Genomic DNA, 26963 nt, shown 5'->3' on the forward strand with positions numbered 1-26963 from the left:
GCCACCCTCCGGGGGTTTCCGTTCTTGCTGTCGTCCCGGGGCCATGGCGTACAAAGGACGAAGAGGTGATGCCGGATGACGCCTTCGGTGGTGCGGCACGAGAAGCGGCGCCGGTGGGCGGTCGTCGCCGTCGTGGCCGCCGTTCTGGTTTCCGCGCCGTCCGTCGTTGCCGCGCTCGCTCCGGCCGGTGCGGCGGCCGACGCGGACCGGCTGCGCGCCCTCGTGCTCGATTCCGCCGGACGGCCGTACCAGGGTTACGCCGAAAGCGCCGGTTCGCTGGCCCTGCCGGAGCTGCCGAACCTCGCCGCCGTCACCGCACTCTTCTCCATGCGGACGCCGATGCGGGCCTGGTACGCCGGGCCCGGCCGGTACCGCGTCGACATCCTCGGCACCGCCGGTGAGCACGACGTCTACCGGCTGCCCGATGGCGAATACACCTGGGACTACGGCGACAACACGCTGACCGAGCTGATCGGCGAGCCGGCCCTGCGGCTGCCGCGGGCCGGGGACCTGCTGCCGCCCGAGCTCGCGCGGCGGATCCTGGGCGCTGCGAAAGGCGACCCGGTGAGCGCGCTGCCCGGCCGGAACGTCGCCGGCGTTGCCGCGTCCGGGCTGCGGCTCGTCCCCGCCGATCCGGACACCACCGTCGGGCGGGTCGATGTGTGGGCGGATCCGGCGACCGGGGTGGCGGTGCGCGTCGAAGTGACCGCGCGCGGGCAGGAGGCCCCGATCCTGGTGACCGAATTCCAGCAGCTCGAACAGACGACGCCGGTCGTCGAGGCACCGCGGCCGGCGCTCGGGTCCGGGTTCTCCGTGGCGAGCACCCCGGACGTCGCCGACACGCTCGGCGCGTTCGGCCAGGTCCCGCTGCCCTCCTCGCTCGCCGGGCGCCCGGTGGTGTCGTCGAACTTCGGGGGCGTGCAGGGCGCCGCGCTCTACGGCCGCGGGCTGGCCGCCTTCGCCGTGATCGCCGTGCCGCGGACGGTGGCCAACGCGGCGGGGGACGCCGCCGGGAAGGCCGGTGCGGTGCAGGTCAAGCTGGCCGCGGGGAGCGTCGTGCAGCTGTCGATCACGCCGCTGTCACTGGGCATCGTGCGGTCGTCGGTGTCCCGGCGCTCCTACCTGCTGGCCGGGACGGTGACGCCCGGCGTCCTGCAGTCGGTGGCCGACGAGCTGTCCCGGCTGCGCCGGAGCGGCCCGTGATCGTCACGCGCGCGCTGACCAAGCGCTACGGCCGCACGGTGGCCGTCGACGCGGTCGACCTCGAAGTCCGCGAAGGCGACCGCTACGGCTTCCTCGGCCCGAACGGCTCGGGCAAGACCACCACGGTCCGGATGCTGCTCGGCCTGGTCTACGCGACCGCCGGGGAGATCGAGGTGCTCGGGAAACCGGTGCCGAAGCGGGTCGCCGAGGTGCTGCCGGAGGTCGGCGCGCTCGTCGAGGGCCCGGCCGCGTACCCGCACCTGTCCGGGCGCCGGAACCTGGCGCTGCTGGACGCCGCGGGCCGCGGCGGAGGGCGGCGCACCCGGCGGCGTCGCATCGGCGAAGCCCTCGAACAGGTCGGCCTGGGCGGGGTCGACCAGCGGCCGGTGAAGGCGTACTCGCTCGGCATGCGGCAACGGCTCGGGCTCGCCGGCGCGCTGCTGCGGCGGCCCCGGCTGCTGATCCTCGACGAACCGACCAACGGGCTCGACCCGCAGGGCATCAAGGAGATCCGCGAGCTGCTGGTCGAGCTGAACGCGAGCGGCACCACGGTGTTCCTGTCCAGCCACCTGCTGTCCGAGGTGGAGCAGCTGTGCACGCGCGTCGGCGTCGTCGACCGCGGCCGGCTCGTGCTGGAGGACGACCTGGCCACGCTGCGGGCGGCCACCGGCCGGGTCCTGGTCGGCACGCCGGACGCCGCCGCGGCGGCCGCGGTCCTGGACGGGCAGCTCGAAGCCCGCGACGGCGACCGGCTGGTCATCCGGCACGGCGATCCGGCGGCGCTGAACGCGCTGCTCGTCGAGGCGGGGGTGCGCGTGACGTCGATCCACGCCGAACAGCGGACGCTCGAACAGGTCGTCCTCGACGTGACAGGTCCGGGTTCGGACCGGTTCGGGGCGGCGGGATGATCGGCGTCGAACTGCGGAAGCTCGCGCTGCGGCCGCGGGTCTGGTTCAGCGTGCTGCTGCTGTGCCTGCTGCCCGCGATCGTCGGCGTCTTCCTGGCCACGGCCGACTTCGCGCCGCCGCCGGGGCAGGGCGGGGCGTTCCTCTCGGCGGTGGTGAACGACGGCGCGCTGTACCCGGCTGCCGCGCTCGCGCTGGTGCTGCCGCTGTTCCTGCCGATCGCGGTCGCCGTCACCGCGGGCGACGCGATCGCGGGCGAGGCCGCCACCGGCACCCTGCGCTACCTGCTGGTGCGCCCGGTCGGCCGGACGCGGCTGCTGGGCGCCAAGATGATCGCGCTGGCCGTGTACGTGACCGCGGCGATCGTCATCGTCGTGCTGACGTCGCTGGTGCTCGGGGTGATCCTGTTCGGCACCGGCGGCACGCCCGGGGTCGCCGGGCCCGGCGGGCAGCCGGCCGGCGTGACGTCGTTGTCGGGGCAGTCGCTCAGCTCGTCCGCGCTGGGCCTGCGGCTGCTGGGCACGGTGACCTACATCGTCGTGTCGATGCTCGGGTTCGCGGCGATCACCCTCTTCCTCTCGACGGTGTCCGACTCGGCGCTGGGGGCCGCGCTGGGCGGCCTGGCCGTGCTCATCACGAGCACCGTGCTGGAGACCCTGGACGCGGCGGCGTCCGTGCGGCCCTACCTGCCGACGCACTACTGGCTGTCCTGGATCGACTTCTTCCGCGATCCGGTGCTGTGGCGCAACATCGACCACGGGCTGCTGCTGCAGGCCGGCTACATCGTGGTGTTCTTCGGGGCCGCGTGGGCGAACTTCGCGACGAAGGACGTCACGAGCTGAGGCAGTCGGTGGGCGCCTCGAGCGGGGTGGTGCCGAGGGCCTGCAGGACGATGTCGGTGACGGCGGGGTCGGTGGGCAGATCGCCGTGGCCGGCGGCGTTGCCGGGGCAGACCTGCTGCAGCGAGACGTTGACGGCGCCGTCGAGCCGGGCGGAGTCCGGCGGGGTCACCGTCTCGTCGCGGTCGGTCCAGAGCGACAGCCACGGCAGGCCCGGCGGGACCGGCTGCTTGGCCAGCTCCTGCAGGAGGCTGCTGCCCGGGGCCAGCTGGACGCACGCGGTGGGACAGCCGCCCGGGACCAGCGCGCCGCCCGCCGTGGCCAGGCCGGTGCCGTGCATCGGCGCGCCGAGCGTCACGACCCGGCGGGCCTGGTGGGCGCCGCTCTCCCGGCCGACCCACAGCCGCGCGACGACCCCACCGGCGGAGTACCCGACGACGTCGACCGAAGGCGCGCCTTGCTCGTAGGCCTTCTCGACGGCCTCGGCGAGGACGCCGGCCTGTTCGGCGAGGTCGCCGGTGCCGTCGCCGGCCAGGGTGAGCACCTCGGCGGACCGGCCGGTGGCCTGCCGGATCCGCTCGGCGAGGGTCTCCAACGCACCCCGGCCACCGCCGTAGCCGGGGACGAGCAGCACGGGGCCGGGCTTGTTCTGGTCCGGCGTCCCGGCCTCGGGCGCGGCCTTCGCCCCCGAGGTGGCGATCACGGTGGCGACGACCACGGCCACCACGGCGACGGCGACGCTGCTCAGCATCAGCCGCCGCCGCGGGCTGAGCCCGCCCCACCAAGCCGTGATCCGCACAGGTCCATGATGACCCCGCCCACGCCCGGCCGGCATCTCCCGTGATCCAGCGGGCATCACGCGTGAGGCCTCTTTGCGCACGGGCCGGGGTACGCCGGTTGCGGGGTCAGCCGGCGCCGTAGCAGACGTAACTGGCGGCCGCGGGGGAGTCCGGGAGGTCCGACTGGGCGCGGGCGAGGGCCGCGGCCGGGCTCAAGCCCGCCGCGAGGTGGCGGTGGTGGCGGACCATCAGGGCGCGGCCGGCGTCGTCGGGGATCGGGAGGACGGTGGCCACCAGGCTCGTCGTGCCCAGAGCGAGCAAGGCCGAGGCCAGGCCCAGCAGTTCGTCGCCCGCGTGGATCGCCGAGCGGCCCGAGTCGCAGCCCGACAGCACCACCTGGCGCGGCGGGCAGGCCAGCCGTTCCAGGTCGTACACCGTCAGGGGGCCGTCGGCGAGCCGGAGCGAGGAAAACAGCGGGTTGTCGGTGCGGAACGTCCCGTGCGCCGCGAGGTGGCCGAGCGCGGCGCCGTCGAGGGCGGCGAGCACCGGCTCGACCCGTGCGGTGCGGCCGGTGAACCGCCGGGCGCCCGGGTAGCGACGGGCCAGCGCGGCGGCTTCCGCGGCGGCGTGCGGCAGCCCGGGACCGGCCACGACGACGCGGTCCCCGCCCTCGCCGCGCGGGGCGGTCGCCGCGCGGTGCCACAGCGCCGCCGACGGCGCCAGCGACACCGGACGTCCACGGGCGCCCGGCAACGCCGGCCACGGCAGTTCGTGCAGCCGCCCGGTCGGCACGATCACCAGCGGGCCCTCGCCCAGCGGGAGCGGGGCCAGCAGCAGGTCGTCGAGGCGGCGGGCCGTCCGCTCGGCGAGCCCGGCGAACGAACCGAGGCCGAACGCCTGCCGCCGCAGGGCGAACCGCAGCTCGTCCAGGCGTTCCGCGGCTTCGGCCGCCGAGCCCAGCTCGCACCGCCGCAGCCGGCCGCCGCCGAGGACGAGCGCCGTCAGCCGCCCGTCCAGTTCGACGTACTCCACCAGGGTGGCCGGCCCCAATGCCGCGGCGAGTTCGGCACGCGACGGGATGCGAGTGTCCGCAGTGGACACTCCAGTGGCGTGCCGGGCGCGGTCGCGCACCGCCTTCTCGAGCCGGGCCTGCCGGCGCAGCAGGGCCGGCGCCTGGCCGGTGCCCGCGGCGAGGTCGAGGGCGGTCTGGCGCAGCGCGGCGAGGTCCGCGGCCAGGCCCTCGTCGTCCGGCGGCCGCGCGGGCCGCAGCCGCAGCGCACCGGCGTGCCGCTGCTCCGCCCAGCGCAGGACGGCCTCCGGGTGGCCCGCTTCGACGGCGAGCCGCAACCCCAGCCCGGTCAGCTCGCTCGCGTGGCCCGACGCGTGGGCGCGCAGCTCGCTCGCGCCCAGCCCGGCCCGGAACCGGCCGATCACCCGGACACCCGCGCGCACGGCCGCGTCCGCGCCCCGGCGGTCGCCGTGGACCAGCCGCAGCAACGCCGTCGCGTGCCACGCGCGGGCCCGCAGCTCGGCCGGGCCGCCGCGCCCGGCCCGGCCGACGATCGTCAGCTCGGCCTCCGCGACGGCCGGACGGCCCAGCGCCAGCGCCAGCGTCGCGACGATCAGCCGCGCGTCCAGGGCCGGGACCACCCAGCCCGCGTCGGTCAGCGCCGCCACCGTGCGCTGCCCGGACCGGAGCATCGCCGTCGTCCGGAGCCCGCTGTCGCGCCGGGCCCGCAGCGCCAGGTAACCGCCGAGCGCGGCCCAGCCCGGCCGGTGCTGCCGGGCCGCGGACCGCCGCGCCAGCGTGGCTTCGCGCACCGCCGTTTCCGGGTCGCCGTCCACCAGCGCGACCTTCGCCAGCAGCAGCCGCGCCTGGACGAGGTCGACGGCGTTGCGCCGGCGTTCGTAGTCGGCGACGGCGGCCGTGGCGGCTTCGCGCGCTTCGGCGATCAGGCGGACGGAGAGCAGCGTTTCGGCGCGTTCGATCGGCAGCAGGCCCTGGTCGGTTCCGGCTTCTTCGTAGCGCGACGCGGCTTCGTCGTACGCGGTGAGCGCGGCCGGCACGTCGCCGCGGACGGTGGCGGCGAGCCCGCGGTTCTGCCACACCATCGCCGTCCGGCCGAGGTGGCCGGTCGCGGCGAAGCCCTGCTCGGCCCGGCGCAGGTCCTCCTCGGCGCCCCGCCAGTCGCCGAGCCGGGCCAGCACGATGCTGCGGTTCGTGCGGACGGTGGCCTCGATCAGGGCGTCCCCGCCCGCCGCGCGCAACGTCTCGAGCGCGGCCGCGAACTCCGCGGCGGCGTCACCGAACCGGCTGATTTCGGTGAGCACGACGGCCCGCTGCATGCGCAGCCGCGCCGCCGCCGTCCCGGTCAGCTCCGGCATCGCGCGGTCCAGCTCGCGCAGGGCTTCGGCCGTCCGCCCGGTCAACGTCAGCACGTAGCCGAGCACCCCGCGCGTCTGGGCGGCCCGCTCGCGGAAGCCGGCGCCGTCGGCCAGCCGGACCGCTGCTCGCAGCCGGGTTTCGGCGTCGCCGAGACGGCCGGTGGCCACCCCGGCGAGGCCGAGCGCGTGCTCGGCGACCGCGGCGGCCTCGGCGTGGCCGTCCGCTTCCGCGAGCGCGGCCGCGGCCAGCGCCCGCGCCCGCGCCGGCGCGGTGAACGCGAGGTCCGCCGCGGCGACGGCCTTGGCCAGTGCGCCCGTCACCGCTTGTGCCCGTTCCGGGTGGTGTGTATCAGATTGAGGGGTTCGCGGATCGGGCTACCGACCCGTTCATCCATGACCGGTCCCGGAGGGGGACAGATGACCCGATACCGCCATCGCGCCGGCGAACTGCTGGTCCATGCCGACGATTCTGCCGCGATCCACGCCGAACTGGCAGGGTTCGGCTACCACCCGGACGGGGGCACCGGCCCGCTGCGCCGCTTCACCGGCACCCGCCCGGTCCCCGAGGTCCTCGCCGCCCTGCGCGGCCACGGCGCGAGCCCGAACCACCTCTTCGGGCTCGACCGCATCATCTGGAACGTGCTGGAGGCCAAGGCGACCGAGGAATTGCTGTTCCCCCTGCCGGGTGAGCAGCGAGCCGAGTTCGAAGTCGGGGTGGTCGACACGGGCGTGGTGCTCCGGAACGGCGAGCCGCACGAGTACCTGGGCACGCGCGTGCGCTACGACCCGGAAGACACCGCACGGATCGTGCGGGATGCAGCCGGGAACCCGGTCGGTTCGGGCGGGCACGGCACGTTCGTCGCCGGCGTGATCCTCAAGGAGGTGCCGGCGACCGTCGCGGTGCGCATGAAAGGCGTGGTCGACGAGAGCACGGGCGACGTCGAAGACCTGGCCGTGGCGAACGCCATCGACGATCTGGCCGGGCGGGGCATCCGGCTGATCAACCTGTCGTTCTCGGGCGCGACCTGGGAGGACGAACCGCCCAAGGCGATCGAGCAGGCGTTGCGCCGGCTGCCGCCCGACGCGGTGGTGGTCACGGCCGCGGGAAACCGGGGGTCCCGGCAGCGGGTCTTCCCGGCCGCGATTTCGCTGGAACCCCGGCGCGACGAACCGGCCGAGCCGAAGTTCGCGAAGGTGATCGCGGTCGGCGCGGTGGAAACGACCGCCGGTGCCGCGCCGGAGATCGCCGGGTTCAGCAACTACGGACCCTGGGTCACGGCCTACGCGGACGGGGTCGACGTGGTCGGTCCGTACTTCCACGGGGACTTCCCGAACCAGACCGCGGACGGCGAGCCCCGGTTCAACGGCTACGCGGTCTGGAGCGGAACCTCGTTCGCCGCCGCCACGGTGACCGGCCGGATCGCGGCGAAGATGGCCGCGAACCGGGGCATGACCGCCCGGCGGGCGGCCGAAGACGTGCTGGACAACAGCTCGAAGGTGACCTATTGGGACGTCAACGGGCAGCAGGAACGGCCCTTCGTGGCTTCGATGCCTGCTTAGAGGCTCGCCCAGCCGGTGGTGACCGTCGTGCCGTCCGCGGCGGTCACCGTCACGCGGGTCGCTCCGCGCGGGAGTCCCGCCGCGGTGAACCAGCCTTCGGCGCCGATCGGGCTCGTGTGCCGCTCGCCCGCCACCTCGATCACCGCGTCGCCCGTCGCGCCGGTGATCAGGCCGCGCAGCGAGACCCGGCCGCCCGCGTACTCGACCTGCAGCTCCACCGACACCCGCGCCGACTCGAACGACAGCAGCCGGACGTCGTCGCCCGCCGTGCGCACCGCGCCGGCTTCCGCCAGGTCCGAATCGAAGGCCAGGGCGGCCAGCTCGGCGTCGAGGTCCCGGGTGGTCAGCGCCGCCCGGGCCTGGCGCAGCACGAGGTCCGGCACCGGGTCCGCCTGTGCCGCGGCCGCGCGCAGGACGTCCATGAGCTCGTCGTCGGTGGTCATGCCCGGTCCTCCGTTCCGAGCCCGGCGTGGCCGGCCCGCGCGCGCAGCCGGCCCAGGCAGCGCTGCCGGGTCGGGCCGATGCTGCCGACCGGCATGTCGAGGGCCTCCGCGACCTCCGCGTACGACGGCGGGGGCGTCGCCATGAGCACGCGCAGCAGCCGCCGGCACTGGTCGGACAGCTTGTCCAGCGCGCGCCAGAGCGCGGCGTCGCGCTCGCCCAGCAGCAGGGCCGCGTCGACGGCCGGGCCGGGAGCCGGCTCGTTCTGCCAGACCTGGTCGTCGGCCGGGCGCTCCCGGTCAGTGCGGCGGAGCTGGCGCAGGCACTCGTGCCGGGTGGTGGTGGCCAGCCAGCCGGGCAGCCGCTCCGGTTCCTTGATCCGGCCGAGGTTTTCGACGAGCTTGAGCCACGTCGTCTGCACGACGTCGGCCGCGTCGGCGTCGGAAAGCCGGTGGGCGCGGGCGATCGACCAGAGCAGGCTGGCGTACCGGTCGACCAGCGCGTCCCACGCCGCCTGGTCGCCGCGCGCGGCCGCCTCGAGCAGGGTCGTGGTGTCCACTTCACCTCCGCTTGACCCGCTCAGCCTAACCAACAGCAGCCCTTCGGACCCGTACGCCATCGGGGGACTCCTTCGCGTCTTCCCCCCACTCCTCCGATCCGGTGAGAGCGCGGGAAATACCTGAACCGGGTCGCCGGTGGCCGTCGTGTGCCCGGTGGGAGTGGTGGAGACGGATCGGGGTGAGCCGGTCATGCGCATTCGGGTGTTGCTCGTTGTGCCGGTGCTGGTGGTGGAACTGGTCGCCTGCGGGCAGCCGGTGGTGGAGGTGAAGGGCCGGGCGCAGCCGGTGCCGGCGAGCACCGGCGCACCCCCGGGCGACTTGCTCGGGGACACGCCGGTGGCGCCGGTCTTCGTCAAGCTCTAGTTGAACGGATCCAGCGTCAGGTAAGCCGTTGCCGGGTTGCCGTCGTTGACCAGGGATTCGTAGTGGCCGACGTCGTCGAACGCGAAGGCGTACGCCTTGCCGTCGGCCATCTGCGCGTGGATCTTGCGCGCGTAGTGGTTGGTCACGGCGTCCTGGTAGAAGGCCGCCGAGCTCGTGTCCGGCTGGTTCGCGTTGGTCAGCAGCGTTGAACGGTTGAAGCCCGCGCAGAGCGTGCGCGAGATCTGGCCGCGGACGTCGTTCGGCGCGTCGAGGTTCTTGTAGCAGCCGAAGACGCTGTCGGAATCCGGTTTCTGGAACGCCGTCACGAACCCGCCGGACGTGTTCGTGAAGTTCATCGTGGTGCCGGAAACCCGGCCGTAGTACTTCACGGTCGGCTGGTCCGCCACCGGCGTCACGGTCAGCGTCGACGAGCTGTACTTCGTCCAGACGCGGTTGATGTAGTCCTGCAGCACGGTCGCGGGCAGCGCGCCGGTCTCGATGCCGTGGCTCGGGGCCAGCGCCCGCAGGACCGTGCCGTCGGACCGGGTGCGGATCAGGTTGGCCCAGCCGCCCGGCTGGCCGCGCAGCGCGGTGTAGAACCCGTTGTAGCCGCCCGGTTTCAGGTGCCCGGTGCTCTTCGTGGTGCCGCCGGCGGGCTGCACGCCGACCGCGTACGGCGCGGAGAACATGTCCACCTGGGTGCTGTTGATCCAGAGGCCGCCGTCGTTGAGCGTGTACTCCGACCAGTTGAAGAGGATGTCGACGTTCGGGTCCGACGGGTTCTGGACCGCCGGCTGGACCAGGCCGCCGGTGGCGAGCTTGAAGACCAGCTTCCGCCCGTAGGAGAAGTAGATCCGACCGGAGAACTTCGGGATCCGGATGGTGATCGACTGGCCGTTCGCGGGGCCGGGGATCGACGCGTCGGGCGCCGGGATCGGCGGCACCGCGCCGCCGGGCCAGGCGTGGAACCCGCCGTTCGCGTCGGCCCAGCCCTGCTGGCCGGTGGCCAGGTTCGTGCCGAGGTCGTAGAGGTAGACCGGGTCGCCGCGCCCGGAGTTGTTGGTGATCTTCAGGGGGATCGTGGCCGGCACCGCCTCGGCGGCGGGGGCGATCGCGGTGACCACCGCGATCGCCGCGGCCAGCACCGCAAGCCGTTGCCGGACGGACGTTTTCGTGCGCACGGGCGCCTCCTCGTCGAGGCTGATGATCGCAAGTTGTTCAGACCATTTCAGCGTCCGTGGCCCGGTGAGCGGTTGTCAAAGGCTGATAATTATCAGCCCCCGTCCGGCCCAGCGGCCGTCGCTGGGCGACCACGACGGCGGCCAGCACGATCGCGGCGCCCAGCAGCTGCCACGGCGTCAGCCGCTGGCCGAGCACGAGCCAGCCGAGCAGGGTGGCGACGACCGGGCTCAGCAGCCCGAGGAACGTCACGTGGGTGGCCGACAACGCGCGGATCCCGCGGAACCACAACGCGTACGCGAACGCGGCGCCGACCAGCGCGAGGTAGGCGTAGCCGGCGAGGTTCGCGCCGGACAGCGACGCGGGCGGAGCGCCTTCGACGGCCAGCGCGACCGGGACGAGCACCAGGCCGCCCGCGACGAGCTGCCAGCCGGTCGTCGCCAGCAGCGGCGCGGGGGAGGTCCAGCGCTTGCTCAGCACGACACCGGTGGCCATCACGACGGCACCGCCGGCTGCGGCGGCGACGCCGATCGCGTCGAGGCGTGCGGTGGACTGCAGCACCAGCAGGCTGACGCCGGCGACCCCGGCAATGCCCGCGAGCACGGTGCGCCGGGTCAGGCGTTCGCCGAGCAGGCCGGTGGACAGGCCCGCGACCAGCAGCGGCTGCAGGGCGCCGAGGGTGGCGGCGACCCCGCCGGGCAGCCGGTAGGCGGCGACGAACAGCAGGGCGAGGAACGCGCCGATGTTCAGCGTGCCGAGCACGAGCGAGCGCCACCACCAGTCGCCCTTCGGCAGGCGGCGGGTGAGCGCGACGAGCAGCAGCCCGGCGGGCAGCGCCCGGATGACGGCGGCGAGCAGCGGGCGGTCGGGGGGCAGGAACTCGGTGGTGACGAGGTAGGTGGTGCCCCAGATGGCCGGGGCCAGTGCGGTGAAGAGGAGCTGTTTGTTTAGCACTAAGACAGATTACCTCAGCGCTAAGGTAACTGGCCAGCTGTGACATCCGGGGCTTCGCCCCGGGCCGGGGGCTTCGCCACCCGGACCCCCCGAAAAGCGACTTTTCACTTACCGCTAAGGAATCGGTTACGCTGTGAAGATGGCCGACCACGTGGACCGGGTACTGGCGCAGTGGCACGCCGAGCGCCCCGACCTCGACGTTTCCCCGATGGCGGTGATCGGCCGGCTGTCCCGGCTGAGCGCACTGGTCGACGCCGAGCTGCGCCGCACGTTCGCCCGCCACGGCCTGGACCGCGCGACCTTCGACGTCCTCGCGACCCTCCGCCGCAGCGGGCCGCCCTACCGGCTGACCCCGACCGAGCTGATGCGGTCGGCGATGGTGACGTCCGGGGCGATCACCCAGCGCCTGGACAAGATGGAGGCCCGGGGACTGGTGGAGCGCACGCCCGACGAGGCGGACGGCCGCGGGGTCCGCGTGCGGCTGACCGAAGCCGGGGGCGAGGTGATCGACCGGGCGCTGCCGGAGCACGTCGAGACGGAGCACCGGATCCTGGCCGCGCTGGACGCCGGGGAGCGCGCGGAGCTGGCGGCGACGCTGCGGACGCTGCTGGAGAGCCTCGGCGGCTCGGTCGCCTAGAAGAGCCGCTTAGGAAATCTGCCGGACCGGCTCGCTGTCCAGCAGCGGGTCCAGGTCGATCCGCCCGCCCGCCGCGGCCAGCACGGCGTCGATCGCCAGGTCGACGTCGAGCTTGCGGCCGTGCTGGTCGGCGTACGCGCGCATCAGGTTCCCGATGTGCCGCTCCGGGTTGCGCCACGACGGCCACCGCAGGGACGCCTGCTTCGCCAGCTTCCCGAAGTTGGACTGGCGCGCGGTCGCCTCGAGCAGCCACTCCAGGTAGACACGCATCCCGTGGAAGGCCGTGTGGCCGGGGTTCGCCACCGGGCCGTGGCCGGGCACCAGGATGCGCGGGCGGAACGTGTCCTGCAGCCAGTCGAGCGCGTCGAGCCAGCCGGGGATCGAACCCTGCACCGCCATCGGGGTGTCGCCGATGCCCACCAGGTCGCCGGTGAACAGTGTGCCCGACCGCGGTTCGTACACCACCAGGTCGCCCGCCGTGTGCGCGACGCCGGGTACCGCCACGACGTCGACGGCCGCGCCGCCGAGGTCCAGCCGGTACCGGCCGGTCACCGGGCGGACCGCGTCCGGCTCCGGCGGCTCGAGCACGCCCCAGCGGGTGCAGGTGAAGACGTTGCCGTAGGTCTGCGGCCCGGCCTTGACCTGCTCGAGGCTGCCCGGGGCGGCCAGCGCGGTGCCGCCGTCACGCAGGGCGACGCCGAGTCCGTTGTGGTGTTCGCCGTGCGCGTGCGTGATGACGACCGTGAGCTCCTGGTCGCCGGCGTACTTGCGGACGTCGCGCAGCAGCTCCAGGGTCGCCTGCTCGGTGCCGCAGGTGTCGATCAGCGCGACGCCCTCGGTGCCCTGGATCCAGCCGCTGTTCGCGACGAACCACTCGGCCGGGCTCTTCACGTACGCCACCACTCCGGGCCGCGCGTGCCGGAGCGGGACGATGTTCGATCTGACGGCCGGCATGCTTTCCTCCCCTGAACGGACGATGCGGTTAACGACGGTGACCGGGTCAGGTTGCGCGGGTTCTCCCCGAATGTTCTCCCGGGAGGCGGCCGGTGCCGGGGCCCTGGTCGCGGCCGTGCCGGGCGGCGGGTGTCCGAGCCCGGGAATTCTTTTAATTTCTATCGGCTGATCGGTCGAGAATTTTTCCGATGGTATCGGGCCAAAGGTCTTGACAGTCGATCACGAGCGTCCATACTGGTATATACCTTTATGGGAGGGTCCGGGAAGGGAAAACCAGGGGGACTTCGCGCCGGTGGGCCGACGGAAGGTCTGAGGGGTCCTTCCGTCGGCCGCGCGAAGGCCGGTCACCGGCAGTGTTGACACAGATACTGGTACGAACCAGTATGTCTCCTGCCGTCCGGGAGGAGAAACATGACGGGGGCACATCTCCGGATCGACAACCGGCTGATCCACGGTCAGGTCACCGTCGCGTGGACCCGCCGCCTCGGCGTGCGCCGCCTGGTCGTCTGCAACGACGACGTCGCCGCCGACGACCTCCAGCGCATGCTGCTCCCGCAGGCCGCCCGGGGGTTGCCCACGGAGGTGCTGTCGGTCGAGGCCACGCTGGCCTCCGAGGCCGGCGCCGCGGTCATGATCATCGCCAAGCACCCCGAGGACGTCTTCCGCCTCGTCGAGGGCGGGCTGCGGCCCGAGGTCGTCAACGTCGGCAACGTGGCCCCCCGGCCGGGTGATTCCTACACCATGGTCACCCGCTCGGTCGCGGTCACCGCGGACGAGGCCGACGCCTACCGCAAGCTCGCCGCCGCGGGCGTCCCGCTGGTCACGCAGCTGCTGCCGCAGGACAAGCCCGCCGATTTCGTCTCGCTGCTCGACCGGAAAGGGCTATAGCTCCAGCATGCTCGTCGCGTTGGCCCTGACCCTTTGGGCGATCTACTGCACCTACGACGGGCTCGGCCCGTTCCTCATCTACGCCCAGCGTCCGCTCATCGCCGGCTCGGTGGCCGGGCTGATCACCGGCCACCCGCTGCTCGGCCTGCTGATCGGCGCGACGCTGGAGCTCGCGGCGCTGGGTGTCTACACCTACGGCGGCGCCACCATCCCGGACTACCAGACCGGCGCGATCGTCGGCACCGCGCTCGCCGCGGGGGCCGCCGGCGCTCCGGCCGCGCAGGCCGCGATCGGCATCGGCGTCGGGCTGCCGGCCGCGATCCTGCTCTCGGCGCTGGACCCGGTCGGCAAGATGGTCACCACCGGCCTGGTGCACCGGGCCGACGGCTACGCCGCCGACGGCAACGCCCGCGGCCTGGCGATGATCCACTGGGTCAGCCTGATCCCGTGGGTGGCCGTGCGCGCCGTGCCGACGTTCCTGGCCGCGCTCGCCGCGTCCGGCGGGCTGGTCAAGGACATCACCGCGAGCATCCCCGCCGGGTTCGTGCAGGGCATGACGCTGGCCGGGTCGCTGCTGCCGGCGGTCGGCTTCGCGCTGCTGCTCGGCATGATGGAGCTGTCGCGGTACTGGTACCTGCTGCTCATCGGGTTCGTCGGGTTCGCCTACCTGCACCTGCCGGTGCTGGGGATCGCGCTGATCGGCGTCGCGGTCGCGATGCTGTTCGTGACGCTGAAACGCGACGAGCCGGTGCTCGCCGTCCCCGAAGACACCGCCGAAGAGTCCACCGAAGAGTCCACAGTGGACCCCCGGTTGACGAAACAGGACCTGCGGCGGGTGTTCCGCCGGTACTTCTGGTCGAGCCAGATCTCCTGGAACTACGAACGGATGCAGGCGCTCGGGTTCGCGTACTCGATGGAGCCGGTGCTGCGCCGGCTGTACCCGGCGAAGGCCGACTACGTCGCCGGCCTGCAGCGGCACCTGCAGTTCTTCAACACCTCGGTGCTCGTCGGCGGCCCGCTGATCCTCGGCTCCAGCGTCGCGCTGGAGGAGGCGGGCACGCCGAAATCGGCGGCGAGCACGAAGGTCGCGCTGATGGGGCCGATGGCCGGCATCGGCGACACCCTCGTCTTCGCCCTGTACAACAGCATCGTCTTCACCATGGGCGCGTCGTGGGCGCTGCAGGGCAACTGGCTCGGCCCCGCGTTCGCCGCCGTCATGGTCCTCGTGCCGTACGCGCTGGTGCGGCGCTGGCAGTTCGGGTTCGCCTACCGCGAGGGCAAGCGGCTGGCCGGGCACCTCGCCGCCGGTGCGCTCGCGCGCGTCGCCCAGGGGGCGACCGTGCTCGGGTTCGTCGTCCTCGGCGGGTTCATCCCGTCGATCGTCAAGGTCGTCACCACGCTGACCTACCGGCAGACCACCACGGTCCAGGGGCAGCCGGTGACGCAGTCGGTGGCGATCCAGGACCGGCTCGACGAGCTGCTCCCGTTCCTGCTCCCGGTGCTCGTCACCGCCGGGGTCTACCTGCTGACGGTCAAGGCGCGGCTGCGGCCGGTCTGGGTCATCGGCATCGTCGTCGTCGCCGGGGTCGTCCTGGGGTGGCTCGGCTGGTTCGCGCCGTCGGCCCCGGCGAAGAGTTAGCAATCCGGCCAAAAGCAGGCCGCCCTTCGAGCGATAGGAACCTTTGCCACGAAAGCCATCCGGCCGTGACTGTGGTCGGATTGCTGACAAACGACACAGTAGGGGAGTCCGCCATGTCCGTTCCGATCATCCTGGCCGGACACGGCCGCCTGCCTTCCGGCGTCGGGGAGGCCGCCGAGATGATCCTCGGCCCGCAGGCGCGGCTCAAGGTCTGCGAGCTGAGCCCGCGCGACAGCCCGGAGGAGTTCGGCGACCGCGTGCTCGAGCTGGCCGGCGAGGCCGACGGCGCGCTGGTGCTCGCCGACCTGCACGGCGGCTCGCCGTTCAACGCCGTCCGCACGCTCGCGGCCGGGCACCCGCGCCTCCAGCTGGTCTCGGGGCTCAACCTGCCGATGCTGCTGGAAGTCCTGCTGCACACGACCGACGACGTCACCGTGCTCGCCGGGGTGGCTCGCGCCGCCGGCCGCGACGGCGTCGTCGACGTCCTGGAATCGACCTGGTGACCGCCGCGCTCCTGCTCGCCGCGCAAGACGTCCGGATCACGCCGGGGCCCGGGCACCCGCTCGGCGGCTACCTGGCCCGGCACGGCGTCGCGACCGGCACGCACGACGACCTCGAGGCGTCGCTGATCTGGCTGTCCACCGAGGACGACCCCGGCGTGGTGTGGGTGGCGCTCGACGCCCTCGCGGTCGACGCCGGGCTCACCCGCACCCTGGCCGACGCGGTCGCCGCGGCGGTGGGCATCGACCCGGACCGGGTGCTCGTCTGCGCGTCGCACACGCACTCCGGGCCCGAGGGCTGGACCGGCCCGCTGCACCCCGGCCTGCCGGGGCAGCGCGACGCCGGGCTGGTCGGCGGCATGGCGGAGAAGGTCACCGGCGCGGCGCTGCGGCTGCGCGCCGGCCGCGGCCGGGTCCGGGCGCGCTGGCACGCGGGTTCGACCGAAGCCGTCGGCGGCAACCGCTACCGGCCGGACGGACCGCACGACACGTCGTTCGGCGTGCTCGAGCTGCGGCGCGACGACGGCACGCCGGCCGCGCTGCTGTTCGACTACGCCAGCCACCCCACGGTGCTCGGCCCCGACAACCTCGCCTGGTCGGCGGACTGGCCGGGCGCGACCCGCCGCGAGCTGGCCACGCTGATCGGCCAGCCGGTCGCGGCGTTCCTGCAGGGCGCGGCGGGCGACGCCAGCTCCCGGTTCGTCCGCCGCGGCCGCGACCACGCCGAGGTCCGCACGCTCGGCGGCCACCTGGCGACGTCGATCGCGCGCACGCTGGCGGCGGTGTCGCCCCCGCCCGCGACGGCCGGCCCGGTGCGGCTGACGCGGTCGACGTTGCACCTGCCCTACCGCGACATCCCGTCCCTGGAGGACAGCTTGGAGCTGCGGCAGGTGGCGGAGGAGGAGTGGCAGCGCGAGCTGGCCCACCACGGCGAGGACCACCCGGCGGTCCGCATCGCGCAAACCCGGTACGAGGGTTGCGCGATGCTGGCGACGATGGCGGCAGGCGGCCGGCCGACGGGCTGCGCGGAGGTGCCGGTCAGCGTGGTGTCGCTGGGCGAGATCGCCTGGCTGCACACCCCGTTCGAGCTGTTCGCGTCCCTGGGCCTGCGCATCCGCCGCGGCAGCCCGTTCCGCCACACCCGGGTGATCGGCTACACGGACGGGTACCTGGGCTATCTGCCGGACGCGGACGGCCACCGCGACGGGATCTACGAGTCGTACGTGACGCTGTTCGGCCCGGAGGCCGCGGACGCGCTGGTGGAGCACTGCTTGAAGGTGCTGCGGGCGCACCAGGCCGGCTGCTGCTAGGCGGGGTTTTTCAGGACGCCGGGCTGCGCCGGGCCTGGGTGAAGACCGTGTAGCGGTCGGCCCGGTACAGCGACCGGCCCGCTTCGATGACGCCGCCGCTCTGGTCGTGCAGCGTGCCCTCGATGATCAGGCACGGCTGGGTGGCCTCGATGCCGAGCAGGGCGGCGTCGTGGCTGTTCGGCAGGACCGCGGAGATCGCCGTGTCGTTCCACTCCGGGCGCACGCCCCAGCGTTCCTCGATCGTGCGGTGCAGGGACTGGGTCTCCCAGTCGAACAGCTCGATGTCCGGGAAGCGGTCGACGGACAGGTTGGTGCGCTCGACCGCGAACGGCTCGTCTTCGACGTAGCGGAGGCGTTCCAGCCGGAACACCCGGGCGCCCGGCGGCACGTTCAGCCGCCCGGCGATGCGCGGGCCCGCGCTTTCGACTTCGGCGTGCAGCACCTTCGTCTTCGGCACGACGCCGCGGGCCTGCATGTCCTCGGTGAACGAGGTCAGCATGTCGATGTGCGCGGCCTGCCGTTCGGCGGTGAAGGTCGCGGTGCCGTGCTGGCGGTACAGGACGCCGTCCGCGACCAGGCGGTTGACTTCCTGCCGCACGGTGCCGCGGGCGACCTGGAAGTGCTCGGCGAGGAACCGTTCGGACGGCATCAGCCGCCCCGGCCCGGCCTCCGTGGCGACGCTTTCCAGGATCTCGCGCAGCTGATCGCCCTTGGGCCGCCCCGGCTGCAGCGCGTCCGGAAGGCGCAGATCGCTCGCGGCGACGTGTTTCGGACGGGGCATGCCTTCAGTATGTCGCGCAACGCCCGGGGAGGTAACACCCGGCGCGGCTGAGGTGGTGGGCTGGTCGCCGAGGTGGGTGCCGAAGTTTGCGGCGGGGGCCTCCGGTCACGGTGGTGCAGGTTGCCGTTTCGCTGACCGGGGTCGCGCGGCCGTGGCTGGGAACGGCGCCCCGCCCCCGCGGCCGCTTCGATCACGCGGAACCCGGCGGCGCGCCCGGCTCAGCCGGTGGCGCGGTCCCCGAGGTGGGGTGCGGAAGTCCGGAGCGGGGCGTTCGGCCACGCGGCATCCGGCGGCGCGGGTGGCCTGGCCGGCGAGGGAGGTGTGGCAATCCGGGAGAGCCGGCCCGCGGCGCGGGTGGCTCAGCCGGTGGCCCGGTCCCCGAGCCGGTCGAGGAAGCCCGCCGCCTGGGCCTCTCCCGTCACGTGCCCCACCGCGCGGTAGAGCGCTCGGGACTCCCGGGCCGTCCCGGCCGCCAACGTCGACCGGCCCGCTGCCGCCTGGACCGCCGCCAATCCCAGCAACGCCTCCGCCTCCACCACCCGGAAGCCGCCCGCCCGGGCCGCGTCCAGGGCCGTCCGGGCGTGTTCGCCCGCCTCGCCCGCACGCCCGTCGGCCGCCAGGACCCTGGCCAGCGTGGCCTCCGCCTCGGCCAGCTGGCCTCGGAGGCCTGACTCCGCCGTCAGCGACCGGGCCTCGCGCAGGACCCGCTCCGCCGCACCGAGGTCGCCCCGGCTCTCCTCCGCCCGGCCCAGTGCGATCAGGGCCGCCGCTTCCACCTGGCGGTCGCCGTCGCGGCGGACGCACGCCAAGGCCGCCTCCGCCGTCGCCACGGCCGCCGAGTGCTCGCCGCGGGCCATCTGGAGGGCGCTCAGCACGTTCAGGGCCGTGGCCTCGCCGAAGCTGGACCCCAGGTCGCGGAACGCCTGCAACGCCTGGTCGAGGGTCTCTCCGGACTCCGACGGCCGCCCGGTGGCCATCAGTACCCAGCCGAGGTCGGCGAGGTTGGCCGCCTCCCAGAACGCCAAGTCCTCCTTGCGGGCCAGCGCGATCGCCTCGACCAAGCAGTCCTCCGCCTGCTCCAGGCGACCCAGCTGCCGGTAGTGGCAGCTCAGCGAGTTCAGCGCGAGCGCCTCACCCGACCGGTTCTCCAGCTCGCGGAACAGCTGGATCGCGCGACGGCTGTGTTCCACCGCCTCCGACAGCCGTCCCGTCCACTCCAGCATCGCCCCGAGGTTCGCCACCGCCGTGGCCTCGCACTGCCGCCAGCCGCACGCGCGGCTGGCCAGCACCGCCTTCTCCGAGTGCCGGATGCCCGCTTCGTGCTGGCCTTCGCGGAAGTACGCCCCGCCGATGGACAGCTGGACCAGCGCTTCGGCGGGCTGGGCGCCGTGGTCCTGCGCCGCGCGCAGCACGATCGGGGCCAGCTCGAGCCACTCCGCCCGGCGGCCGTGGTCGTGGAAGAACCGCCGCAACGCGTCGGCGAGGTACCAGGCGCCCGGGTACGGCCCGCGCGCCGCCGCCTGGCGCAGCGCGGCCGAGAGGTTCGGCACCTCGACGTCCAGCCAGGCCACGGCTTCCGCGGCGCCGGCGAAGACGACCGGGCTCGGCGCCGAGGGCGCGTCCTCGCGGGGCAGCGCCACGATCCGCGCGCCGAGGAGGGCGACGGCGGCGTCCGCGGCCGCGCAGTAGCCGGTGAACAGCCGCTCCCACGCCCGGTCGCGGGCGGGCTCGTCCTCTTCGGCGCGGACGCACTGCTCGGCGTAGCGGCGGGCGAGGTCGTGGAACCGGTAGCGGCGGGGCGCGTGCGCCTCCAGGAGGTTCGCCGCGATCAGCCCGCGCAGCCGCCGGGTCGCCTCCTCGGCAGGCACCTCCAGCAGGGCTGCCGCAGCGATCGCCGTGAAGTCGGCGCCCGGCACCAGCGCGAGCAGCCGGAACGCCTGCCGCAGCGCCGGCGGCAACGCCTGGTAGGACACCGAAAACGCCTTGGCGACGGCGCTCTCGCCCGCCCCGTCGAAGCCGAGGTGGGCCAGGGGATCGCCGCGCAGCTCGTCGACCAGCTCGCCGATGCTGGCGACGCCGGTGTTCGCCGCGGCGATCCGCAGCGCCAGCGGGTGGTGGCCGCACAGGCGGGCCAGCTCGGCGGCCGCTTCCGGCTCGGCGGCGGTCCGGTCGCCGAGCAGGGCGGTCAGCAGCGCCCGGGAGTCGGCCTCGCGCAGCTGCGCCAGGCTCAGCGACCGCGCGCCGACGCGGGCGACCAGCTCGTCGAGCCGGTGGCGGCTGGTCACCAGCACCCGCCCCGACGACGGCAGCAGCGGCAGCACCTGGGCGGTGTCGCGGGCGTTGTCCAGCACCACCAGGGCCTGCCGGTCGGCCAGCAGCGACCGGTAGAGCTTGCTCTGGTCGTCGAGGCCGGGCGGCACGTCCCGCAGGTCGACGCCGAGGGTCCGCAGCAGCTGGGCGAGCGCGGCGGCGGGGGTGAGCGGCTCGTCTTCGGCGTCGAAGCCGCGCAGGTTCACGTACAGCTGGCCGTCGGGGTAGCGCGTCCGGGCGGTGTGGGCCCAGTGCACGGCCAGCGCGGTCTTGCCGACGCCGGCGGTGCCGGTGATCACCCAGACGTCCCCGGGTTCGTCGAGCGCGGCCAGCTCCGCGGCCCGGCCGGCGAACCCGCGGACGTCCAGCGGCAGCTCGGCGGGCCGCGGGGTGGCCGGGGCGGCGGCCGGGGCGGGTTCGCCCTCGCCGCGCAGGATCCGCATCCGCAGGTCCTGCAGGGCCTGGCCGGGCTCGATGCCCAGTTCGTCGACCAGCAGTTCGTGTGCCCGTGTGTACGTTTCCAGGGCTTCCGGGGTGCGGCCGCAGCGGTGCAGCGCGAGCATCAGCGTGGCCCGCAGGCGCTCGCGGAACGGGTGCTCCTCGACGAGCCGCCGCAGTTCCCCGACCACCTCGCCGTGCCGTCCCGAGGCGAGTTCCTGCTCGTACAGCTCCTCCAGCGCGACGAGCCGGCGTTCGGCCAGCGCGGGGCCCTCGTACTCCGCCAGCGCCTCGCTCACCCCGCCGAGCGGGGTGCCCTCCCACAGCGCCAGCGCGGCACGCAGGTGCGTGACGGCGTCCGCCCCGGAGGTCGCCCTGGCCTTGGCGACCTCTTCGTCGAAGACGTCGAGGTCGCGGTCGCCGGGGGCGACTTCGATGAGGTAACCGGGTGCGCGCCGCACGATGACGTCGCGGCCGAGCAGCTTCCGCAGTTCCGAGATGTGCACCTGGAGCCGCCCGCGCACGCTCGGCGGCGCGTTCTCGCCCCAGGTCAGGTCGATGAGGCGGTCCTCGGTGACCACCCGGTTGGGGTTCAGCAGCAGCGCGGCCAGCACGGACGTCTGCTTCTGGCCGCCGGGGCGGACCGGGCCCGTGTCGCCGAGGACCGTGACCGGTCCGAGCAGGCGGTAGCGCACGAGATGCCCCCCCGGAAGACGGACCGAAGCGAAACGGAAGTGCCGTCCCCGACCCTACTGTGCCGGTGGTTGCCGATCAGACCGGCAGTCACGGCGGAACAAGGTGCCGGTAAGCGGTTCGGCTCCGGTCCGTTTCCGCCTGCTTTCGGTCGGATCGGCAACTGAGGGCAGGCGACGAGGGAGGCCACGGGTGGACCGAGACGACGTGCAGCGGTTGTTGTTCGTCTGCTTCCCGGACGCCGGGGAAGCCGCCGGCCGCTACCGGGCCTGGCGCGATCCGCGGATCGCGGTGCAGGTCGTGGAGCTGCCGGGCCGGGGCGAGCGCCGGGACGAGCACCCCTACCGGGACATGTGGCTGCTGGTCGAGGCCCTGGCCGGGGAACTGGCGGGGGTGCTCGAGAGCCCGCACGTGCTGTTCGGCGCGGGGCTCGGTGCCCTGGTCGCCTACCGGCTGGCCCAGCGCCGGGTGGCCGCGGGACTGGGGGTCTCGCGGGCACTCGTCGTGGCGCACCAGGCGCCGCCGTCCCGGGCCGCGCGCGCGGTGCCGGAGCAGGCGGGCCGCGCCGACGTCAGCCTGCTGGCCAGCGACGCGCACCTCCCGGTGGCGCCGCCGCTGCCCTGCCCGATCCGGGGGTTCGGCGAGCCGCACGTGATGACCGGCTGGGGGGAGCACACGAGCGCCGGGTTCGTGCTGACGCCGGCGCGGGCGCAGGACAGCGCCGCCCTGTTGCGGGACGCCGTCCTGCGGTCGACGCACCTGATCTCCGCCATGGCGGGGCAGGCGCCGGCGCCGAAGCTGACCGGGGCGTAGCCGGCGCCCGGGTCCCCGCCGGGAATCGGCCGGCGGGGACCGCGCACCCCGGCGGGCCGCGCACCGACCGGCCCCGCGGCGGCCGGGTCCGAGCCGTGAGGCGGCATCCGCGGGCCGTTCAGAAAATACGTAAGCGCTGTTATGGTTCGGCTGTGATGCGGCCATGCCCCTGACCCGCGCCCTCGTCGACCTCACCCCGCTGCGCGCCTCGGCGCCGTTCCGGCGGCTCTGGGTGGGGCGCGTCTTCTCCGGCTTCGGCTCCCAGATGACGCTCGTCGCCGTGATGTTCCAGGTCTGGGAGCAGACCCGGAGCACCGTGTGGACCGGTGCCGTCGGGCTCGCCCAGGCGCTGCCCCTGGTCGTGTTCGGGTTGTTCGCCGGCTCGCTCGTGGATCGGGTCGACCGGCGGAAGTTCGCCCTCGCCGCCACGACCGGGCAGGCCGTGTGCTCGGTTCTCCTTGCGGTGCAGGGGTTTCTCGGCGACGTGCCGGTGGTCGCGGTGCTGGGGCTGGTGGCCGTCCAGTCGTGTTTCGTCGCGGGTGGCGGGCCGGCCGGGCGCACCTTCATCCCGCGGCTGCTGCCGCCGGAGCAGCTGTCCGCCGGGCTCGCGCTGAACCGGATCGCCTTCCAGGCCGCGATGCTGCTCGGCCCGGCGCTCGGCGGGCTGGTCCTCGGGTGGCTCGGCGTCGGCGGCTGCTACCTCGTCGACGCGCTCACGTTCGGCATGGGCTTCTACGGCGTCTTCGGCCTCCCGGCGATGCGCCCCGGCGGCGAGCCTTCGCGGCCGGGGCTGCACGGCGTGCTCGACGGGCTGGCCTTCCTGGTGCGGTCGCCCGTCGTGCGGGGAGCACTGCTCACCGACCTCGCCGCCACCGTGCTGTCCATGCCGATCAGCCTGTTCCCGCTGGTCAACGCCGAACGCTTCGCCGGCGACCCGCGCACGCTGGGCCTGTTCCTCTCGGCCGTGGCGGTCGGCGGGGGCGTGGCGTCGGTGTTCTCGGGGACGTTCACCCGGCGGTCGCGGCCGGGCCGGGTGATGCTCGCGGGCTCGGCCGTCTGGGGCGTCGCGCTGACGGGGTTCGGCCTGGCGCCGGACCCGTGGCTCGGCCTGGCCTGCCTGGTCCTGGCGGGAGCGGCCGACACGGTCTCGGTGGTCTCGCGGGGTGCGCTGGTCCAGCTGGCGACCCCGGACGCCCTGCTCGGCCGGGTGGCGGCGGCCGAGCAGATCGTCGGCCAGGCCGGCCCGGACATCGGCAACGTGCGCGGCGGTCTCGTCGCCGGCGCGACGTCCGGAACGTTCGCGCTGGTCAGCGGCGGGTTGCTGTGCGTGGTGGCGGTGGTGCTGGTCGGCGCGGCGACGCCCGGCCTGCGCCGGTTCGCGACCCCCGCCGAGAACGCGGCGAGCTGATTCTCCGCGCGGGTCTTCGATTTCGACGAATTCATGCGGGGTGCCGGCCGGTGCGGCCGGGGAATGCGTTCCGTCCGGCCGGTGGATCCGCGGGAACACCGGCGGCGGCGACCCGCCATTCGTTGTCCCGCAAGTGGTTTCTGTGGATGAGCCGATCAGCCCGCACCTGGTACGGCCGTTCGGCCCTATGGTGTCGACGCGGTGAATGCGGCCTTCCGCTCTGGTCCTCCGGCTCGGCAATTGGCGCGGCGCCGGGATGTGGCGCAAATTCAGAATAGCTCGGTTGCAGCGAAGAGGAATTGAGCGGGAATCAGTTTGCGAACGCATGGTCGGTGGTGTGCGGCGATACTCCGCGACTCGGCGGACTTCCTCGCTCGGGGACCGCGGCCGCCTCGGTGGCGCGGTCCGGTGGTCCGAAGCGGGGCGCGAGGCCTGTCACCTGGAGTGGCAAGATCACAAAATCCGCAAGATCGACGTCGGTTTCTTTCCCGCGGCTTCGTCGGCCCTGTCAGTGGGTTACGCGTTCCGCCTCTTGTCACTCTTTCGCGTGAACATGACGTGACGTATTTCTCGGCAACACATTTGCGGCCCGGGAAATCGTCATCTACAGTCCGGCTGATCACGGCCGACCGAGCCGTATTCCGTGATCCCCATAATCTTCTCCGAGGAGTGGCATGCTTCATCGCGCCTCGACACGCCGGCTCGCCGTGCTCACGCTGGTCGCCGTCCTGCTGACCGGGTGCAGCCAGCTGAAGAGCTCCTCCACCCCCGGTGCCGTCGAAAAGCCGTCGATCCGGGTGGCGATCCTCACCACCGTCGACCTCGCGCCGCTGTGGCTCGCGCAGGAGGGCGGGTACTTCAAGGCCGAGGGGCTCGAGGTCCAGGCCGACGTCGGCACCAGCGGTCAGGAGACGCTGAGCCGGATGACGAGCGGTCAGGACGACATCGCGCTGTCCACCTACACCCTGTTCTTCCTGGCCAAGAGCAGCGGCGCCGCGGACGTGAAGCTGGTGACCGACGGCACTTCGGCGAGCCCGCGCAGCAACGAGGTCGTCACCGTGCCGAACTCGCCGGTGAAGACGGTGCGCGACCTCGAGGGCAAGCGGATCGCCATCAGCTCGAAGAACGCCGCTTCGGACGTGCTGACCCGGTCGGTGATGCGCGACCACGGCGTCGACCCCGGCAAGGTGCAGTGGGTCCCGATGCCGCTGTCGGAGATGAGCGGTGCCCTCGCGCAGGGCCGGATCGACGCGGCCTACCAGCCGGAACCGTTCCTGACCCAGGCCGCGCGGACCGCCGGCGCCTACCCGGTCATCGACGCCGCCAGCGGCAGCACCCAGAACTTCCCCCTCACCGGCTACGGCGCCACCGCCAAGTGGGTCCAGGACCACCCGAAGACGCTGCGGGCGTTCCAGCGCGCGATGCTCAACGCCACCCGCGCCGCGGTCGACCGGGCCCGGATCGAACCGCTCGTCGTCCGCAACGCCAAGGTCGACCAGGACGTCGCCAGCCTGATGGTGATGCCCGCCTTCGGGTCCAGCTTGGACGCCCGCCGCATCCAGCGGGTGCCGGACCTGCTGCAGCAGCTGGGCGTGGTCCAGACGAAGATCGACGCTTCTTCGATGATCGCTCCGCAGACCGGCACCGGCTGAGCCGGCGACCGGTCGCCGAGGGCGGGTGCGCTTCGCGCACCCGCCCTTCTTGTCGTCAGGACTTCCCCCGCCCGGCAGGAATGCCGAAATTTTCGGACCGCTCGCCCCGGTCCGGTATCGCCGATTCGCACCTTGACACGACCGCCGCCGCAGCCCACCCTCTTCATACCGACCGCGCGGTACGACGAAGTCCACATGGTGGGATAGGAGAGTCATCGATGACGCTTCTCGGTGAGGCAGTGCCCGGCGAAGACCCGCTCGTGGTCGACGGCCTCACTGTGCGCTTCGGCGGTCTCACCGCCCTGCACGAGGTCCACCTGAGCGTCGAAGCCGGCACCGTCGTCGGGGTCATCGGTCCCAACGGCGCGGGCAAGACGACGCTGTTCAACGTCGTCTGCGGGTTCGTCCGGCCCCAGGCGGGCCGGGTGCTGTGGCGGGGCCGTCCGCTGGTCCGGCACCGTCCCGAACACCTCGCCCGGCTCGGCATCGTCCGGACGCTGCAGGGCCTCGGCCTGTTCCCCGGCCTGACCGTCCTCGAGAACGTGCTGACCGGCGCGGGCCGCCACGCCCGGACCGGCCTGTTCCCGGCCCTCGCCGGCGCCGGGCGGTCGGCGCGCGACGAAGCCGAGCTGGCCGGGCGGGCCCGCGAAACCCTCGGCGAACTCGGAATCGCCGACCTCGCCGGCCGGCTGCCCGGCGTGCTGCCCTACGGCGTGCGGAAACGGGTGGCGCTGGCGCGGGCGCTGGTGGCCGAGCCCGACCTGCTGCTGCTCGACGAACCCGCGAGCGGGCTGTCGTCCGCCGAGCTCGCCGAGCTCTCGACGTTGATCCGCTCCCTGCGGCGGCGGATGGCGGTCGTGCTCGTCGAACACCACATGGACCTGGTCATGCAGGTCTGCGACCGCGTGGTGGTGCTGAACTTCGGCGAGGTGATCGCGGCGGGCAGCCCGGCGCAGATCCAGGCCGACCCCCGCGTGACCGAGGCCTACCTCGGCGACCCCGCCGAGGAGGCGTCCGGTGCTTGAGATCGAAGAGCTGTCCGTGGCCTACGGCGCCGTCCGCGCGCTGGACGGCGTCGGCCTCACCGTCGAGCGCGGCGGGATCACCGCCGTGCTCGGGGCGAACGGCGCCGGGAAGACCACGCTGCTGCGCACGATCAGCGGCTTGCAGCCCGCCCGCGGTGGCCGGATCACCTGGGACGGCAAAGAACTGACCGGGCTGGCTCCGGACCGGATCGCGCGCGGCGGGGTCGCGCACGTGCCCGAAGGCGGCGGCGTCATCACCGAGCTGACCGTCGACGAGAACCTCCGGCTGGGCGCGCTGTGGCGACGGGACCGCGTCGATCGCGCGGCCGCCCGCCGGGAGGTGTACGAGCTTTTCCCGGCGCTGGAAGAACGTGCGGCGAAACCCGCTTCGACGCTCTCCGGCGGCGAGCGGCAGATGCTGGCCATCGGCCGCGCCCTGATGAGCCGGCCCGCGCTGCTGCTGCTCGACGAACCGTCGCTGGGGCTGGCGCCACTGATCACCGCCCGGATCATGGGCATCCTGCGCGACCTGCGGGCCACCACCGGGCTCACCGTCGTGCTCGTCGAGCAGAACGCGCACAGCGCGCTGTCCATCGCCGACCGCGGGTACGTGCTCGCGCTCGGCCGGGTGGTGGCCGTCGACACCGCGGCGGAACTGCTGGCCGACGACGGCCTCCGCCACGCCTACCTCGGTTTCTGAGGCTTCCGGGGTCTTCCGGGGGTTTCCGGGTTCTCCACGACGGCTAC

The 26963-nt window shown here is 73.7% G+C and carries 24 protein-coding genes; 15 read left to right on the forward strand and 9 right to left on the reverse strand.

The features are described from left to right. Positions 1-75: 75 nt before the first annotated feature. Genes ISP_RS07380 through ISP_RS07390 form a run of 3 tightly spaced genes read left to right on the forward strand, consistent with a single transcriptional unit; the run spans position 76 to position 2950 of the window. Positions 76-1203 (forward strand): hypothetical protein, encoded by a 1128-nt coding sequence (locus ISP_RS07380; protein ID WP_013223257.1) that lies wholly within the window; start codon positions 76-78, stop codon positions 1201-1203. Beyond that, positions 1200-2111 (forward strand): ABC transporter ATP-binding protein, encoded by a 912-nt coding sequence (locus ISP_RS07385; RefSeq protein ID WP_013223258.1) that lies wholly within the window; start codon positions 1200-1202, stop codon positions 2109-2111. The genes ISP_RS07380 and ISP_RS07385 overlap by 4 nt, the downstream gene beginning before the upstream one ends. Next, a complete protein-coding gene (locus ISP_RS07390; RefSeq protein ID WP_013223259.1) occupies positions 2108-2950 on the forward strand; it encodes an ABC transporter permease in 843 nt (280 codons plus the stop codon). Before ISP_RS07385 ends, ISP_RS07390 begins: the two co-directional genes overlap by 4 nt. On the opposite strand, the gene ISP_RS07395 is transcribed toward ISP_RS07390, so the two are convergent. Both ISP_RS07395 and ISP_RS07400 read right to left on the reverse strand, forming a co-directional pair. Further along, positions 2940-3746, reverse strand: a complete 807-nt coding sequence (locus tag ISP_RS07395) for a lipase family alpha/beta hydrolase (RefSeq protein ID WP_230468726.1) — start codon at positions 3744-3746, stop codon at positions 2940-2942. The two genes, ISP_RS07390 and ISP_RS07395, sit on opposite strands and share 11 nt — an antisense overlap. A 106-nt stretch (positions 3747-3852) precedes the next feature. After that, a complete protein-coding gene (locus ISP_RS07400; protein ID WP_013223261.1) occupies positions 3853-6432 on the reverse strand; it encodes a CHAT domain-containing protein in 2580 nt (859 codons plus the stop codon). A gap of 96 nt (positions 6433-6528) precedes the next feature. Here ISP_RS07400 and ISP_RS07405 point away from each other — a divergent pair, with 96 nt between their 5' ends. After that, the gene (locus tag ISP_RS07405; protein WP_013223262.1) at positions 6529-7671 is read left to right on the forward strand and encodes a S8 family peptidase; all 1143 of its coding nucleotides are present in this window, start codon (positions 6529-6531) and stop codon (positions 7669-7671) included. On the opposite strand, the gene ISP_RS07410 is transcribed toward ISP_RS07405, so the two are convergent. Both ISP_RS07410 and ISP_RS07415 read right to left on the reverse strand, forming a co-directional pair. Beyond that, positions 7668-8114, reverse strand: a complete 447-nt coding sequence (locus ISP_RS07410) for a hypothetical protein (RefSeq protein WP_013223263.1) — start codon at positions 8112-8114, stop codon at positions 7668-7670. The genes ISP_RS07405 and ISP_RS07410 overlap by 4 nt on opposite strands. Then, complete coding sequence (locus ISP_RS07415) at positions 8111-8671, reverse strand: RNA polymerase sigma factor (protein WP_013223264.1); 561 nt, start codon at positions 8669-8671, stop codon at positions 8111-8113. Before ISP_RS07415 ends, ISP_RS07410 begins: the two co-directional genes overlap by 4 nt. A 190-nt stretch (positions 8672-8861) precedes the next feature. Here ISP_RS07415 and ISP_RS07420 point away from each other — a divergent pair, with 190 nt between their 5' ends. After that, positions 8862-9035: a hypothetical protein gene (locus ISP_RS07420; RefSeq protein WP_014466659.1), complete on the forward strand. Its 174-nt coding sequence runs from the start codon at positions 8862-8864 to the stop codon at positions 9033-9035. Here the strand turns inward: ISP_RS07420 and ISP_RS07425 are convergent. Then, complete coding sequence (locus tag ISP_RS07425) at positions 9032-10216, reverse strand: glycoside hydrolase family 64 protein (RefSeq protein WP_013223266.1); 1185 nt, start codon at positions 10214-10216, stop codon at positions 9032-9034. The two genes, ISP_RS07420 and ISP_RS07425, sit on opposite strands and share 4 nt — an antisense overlap. Positions 10217-10253: 37 nt before the next feature. Continuing rightward, positions 10254-11168, reverse strand: coding sequence for an EamA family transporter (locus tag ISP_RS07430; RefSeq protein ID WP_014466660.1), 915 nt, complete (start codon positions 11166-11168; stop codon positions 10254-10256). A 139-nt stretch (positions 11169-11307) separates the two neighbouring features. On the opposite strand from ISP_RS07430, the gene ISP_RS07435 reads away from it, so the two are divergent. Further along, positions 11308-11805: a MarR family winged helix-turn-helix transcriptional regulator gene (locus ISP_RS07435; protein WP_176742221.1), complete on the forward strand. Its 498-nt coding sequence runs from the start codon at positions 11308-11310 to the stop codon at positions 11803-11805. Positions 11806-11814: 9 nt separating this feature from the next. Here ISP_RS07435 and ISP_RS07440 read toward each other — a convergent pair whose 3' ends face one another. Beyond that, positions 11815-12759 (reverse strand): MBL fold metallo-hydrolase, encoded by a 945-nt coding sequence (locus tag ISP_RS07440; protein WP_013223269.1) that lies wholly within the window; start codon positions 12757-12759, stop codon positions 11815-11817. A gap of 411 nt (positions 12760-13170) precedes the next feature. Between ISP_RS07440 and ISP_RS07445 the strand changes: the two genes are divergently transcribed. The 4 genes from ISP_RS07445 (at position 13171) to ISP_RS07460 (ending at position 17096) form a co-directional block, all read left to right on the forward strand. Next, entirely contained in the window at positions 13171-13647 is a 477-nt protein-coding gene (locus ISP_RS07445; protein ID WP_013223270.1) for a PTS sugar transporter subunit IIB, read from the forward strand. A 7-nt stretch (positions 13648-13654) separates the two neighbouring features. Then, complete coding sequence (locus ISP_RS07450) at positions 13655-15286, forward strand: PTS system mannose/fructose/sorbose family transporter subunit IID (RefSeq protein WP_013223271.1); 1632 nt, start codon at positions 13655-13657, stop codon at positions 15284-15286. Between the two features lie 113 nt (positions 15287-15399). Beyond that, entirely contained in the window at positions 15400-15789 is a 390-nt protein-coding gene (locus tag ISP_RS07455) for a PTS sugar transporter subunit IIA (protein WP_013223272.1), read from the forward strand. Next, the gene (locus ISP_RS07460) at positions 15786-17096 is read left to right on the forward strand and encodes a hypothetical protein (RefSeq protein ID WP_013223273.1); all 1311 of its coding nucleotides are present in this window, start codon (positions 15786-15788) and stop codon (positions 17094-17096) included. The genes ISP_RS07455 and ISP_RS07460 overlap by 4 nt, the downstream gene beginning before the upstream one ends. Before the next feature lie 10 nt (positions 17097-17106). Here the strand turns inward: ISP_RS07460 and ISP_RS07465 are convergent, their stop codons facing one another. Both ISP_RS07465 and ISP_RS07470 read right to left on the reverse strand, forming a co-directional pair. Next, complete coding sequence (locus ISP_RS07465; RefSeq protein WP_013223274.1) at positions 17107-17877, reverse strand: GntR family transcriptional regulator; 771 nt, start codon at positions 17875-17877, stop codon at positions 17107-17109. Between the two features lie 359 nt (positions 17878-18236). Next, complete coding sequence (locus ISP_RS07470) at positions 18237-21320, reverse strand: AfsR/SARP family transcriptional regulator (RefSeq protein WP_013223275.1); 3084 nt, start codon at positions 21318-21320, stop codon at positions 18237-18239. A gap of 190 nt (positions 21321-21510) precedes the next feature. On the opposite strand from ISP_RS07470, the gene ISP_RS07475 reads away from it, so the two are divergent. The 5 genes from ISP_RS07475 to ISP_RS07495 all read left to right on the forward strand — a co-directional run bounded on the left by ISP_RS07475 (position 21511) and on the right by ISP_RS07495 (position 26916). Beyond that, on the forward strand, positions 21511-22131 hold the full coding sequence (locus ISP_RS07475) for a thioesterase II family protein (protein WP_013223276.1): 621 nt from the start codon (positions 21511-21513) through the stop codon (positions 22129-22131). Positions 22132-22294: 163 nt separating this feature from the next. Next, positions 22295-23539 (forward strand): MFS transporter, encoded by a 1245-nt coding sequence (locus ISP_RS07480; protein WP_013223277.1) that lies wholly within the window; start codon positions 22295-22297, stop codon positions 23537-23539. Between the two features lie 674 nt (positions 23540-24213). Beyond that, positions 24214-25191, forward strand: a complete 978-nt coding sequence (locus ISP_RS07485) for an ABC transporter substrate-binding protein (RefSeq protein WP_013223278.1) — start codon at positions 24214-24216, stop codon at positions 25189-25191. A gap of 218 nt (positions 25192-25409) precedes the next feature. Beyond that, positions 25410-26216 (forward strand): ABC transporter ATP-binding protein, encoded by an 807-nt coding sequence (locus ISP_RS07490; RefSeq protein WP_013223279.1) that lies wholly within the window; start codon positions 25410-25412, stop codon positions 26214-26216. Continuing rightward, entirely contained in the window at positions 26209-26916 is a 708-nt protein-coding gene (locus ISP_RS07495) for an ABC transporter ATP-binding protein (protein ID WP_013223280.1), read from the forward strand. The genes ISP_RS07490 and ISP_RS07495 overlap by 8 nt, the downstream gene beginning before the upstream one ends. Positions 26917-26963 lie beyond the last annotated feature (47 nt).

The sequence above is a fragment of the Amycolatopsis mediterranei genome (assembly GCF_026017845.1).
Classification (GTDB): Bacteria; Actinomycetota; Actinomycetes; order Mycobacteriales; family Pseudonocardiaceae; genus Amycolatopsis; species Amycolatopsis mediterranei.

Bases quoted from the DNA above. Each gene is read 5' to 3' on its own strand.
- ISP_RS07490 (WP_013223279.1), top strand. From the start codon at position 25,410: ATGACGCTTCTCGGTGAGGCAGTGCCCGGCGAAGACCCGCTCGTGGTC.
- ISP_RS07380 (WP_013223257.1), top strand. From the start codon at position 76: ATGACGCCTTCGGTGGTGCGGCACGAGAAGCGGCGCCGGTGGGCGGTC.
- ISP_RS07410 (WP_013223263.1), bottom strand. From the start codon at position 8,114: ATGACCACCGACGACGAGCTCATGGACGTCCTGCGCGCGGCCGCGGCA.
- ISP_RS07455 (WP_013223272.1), top strand. From the start codon at position 15,400: ATGTCCGTTCCGATCATCCTGGCCGGACACGGCCGCCTGCCTTCCGGC.
- ISP_RS07465 (WP_013223274.1), bottom strand. From the start codon at position 17,877: ATGCCCCGTCCGAAACACGTCGCCGCGAGCGATCTGCGCCTTCCGGAC.
- ISP_RS07390 (WP_013223259.1), top strand. From the start codon at position 2,108: ATGATCGGCGTCGAACTGCGGAAGCTCGCGCTGCGGCCGCGGGTCTGG.
- ISP_RS07405 (WP_013223262.1), top strand. From the start codon at position 6,529: ATGACCCGATACCGCCATCGCGCCGGCGAACTGCTGGTCCATGCCGAC.
- ISP_RS07450 (WP_013223271.1), top strand. From the start codon at position 13,655: ATGCTCGTCGCGTTGGCCCTGACCCTTTGGGCGATCTACTGCACCTAC.
- ISP_RS07420 (WP_014466659.1), top strand. From the start codon at position 8,862: ATGCGCATTCGGGTGTTGCTCGTTGTGCCGGTGCTGGTGGTGGAACTG.
- ISP_RS07480 (WP_013223277.1), top strand. From the start codon at position 22,295: ATGCCCCTGACCCGCGCCCTCGTCGACCTCACCCCGCTGCGCGCCTCG.
- ISP_RS07445 (WP_013223270.1), top strand. From the start codon at position 13,171: ATGACGGGGGCACATCTCCGGATCGACAACCGGCTGATCCACGGTCAG.
- ISP_RS07485 (WP_013223278.1), top strand. From the start codon at position 24,214: ATGCTTCATCGCGCCTCGACACGCCGGCTCGCCGTGCTCACGCTGGTC.
- ISP_RS07435 (WP_176742221.1), top strand. From the start codon at position 11,308: ATGGCCGACCACGTGGACCGGGTACTGGCGCAGTGGCACGCCGAGCGC.
- ISP_RS07440 (WP_013223269.1), bottom strand. From the start codon at position 12,759: ATGCCGGCCGTCAGATCGAACATCGTCCCGCTCCGGCACGCGCGGCCC.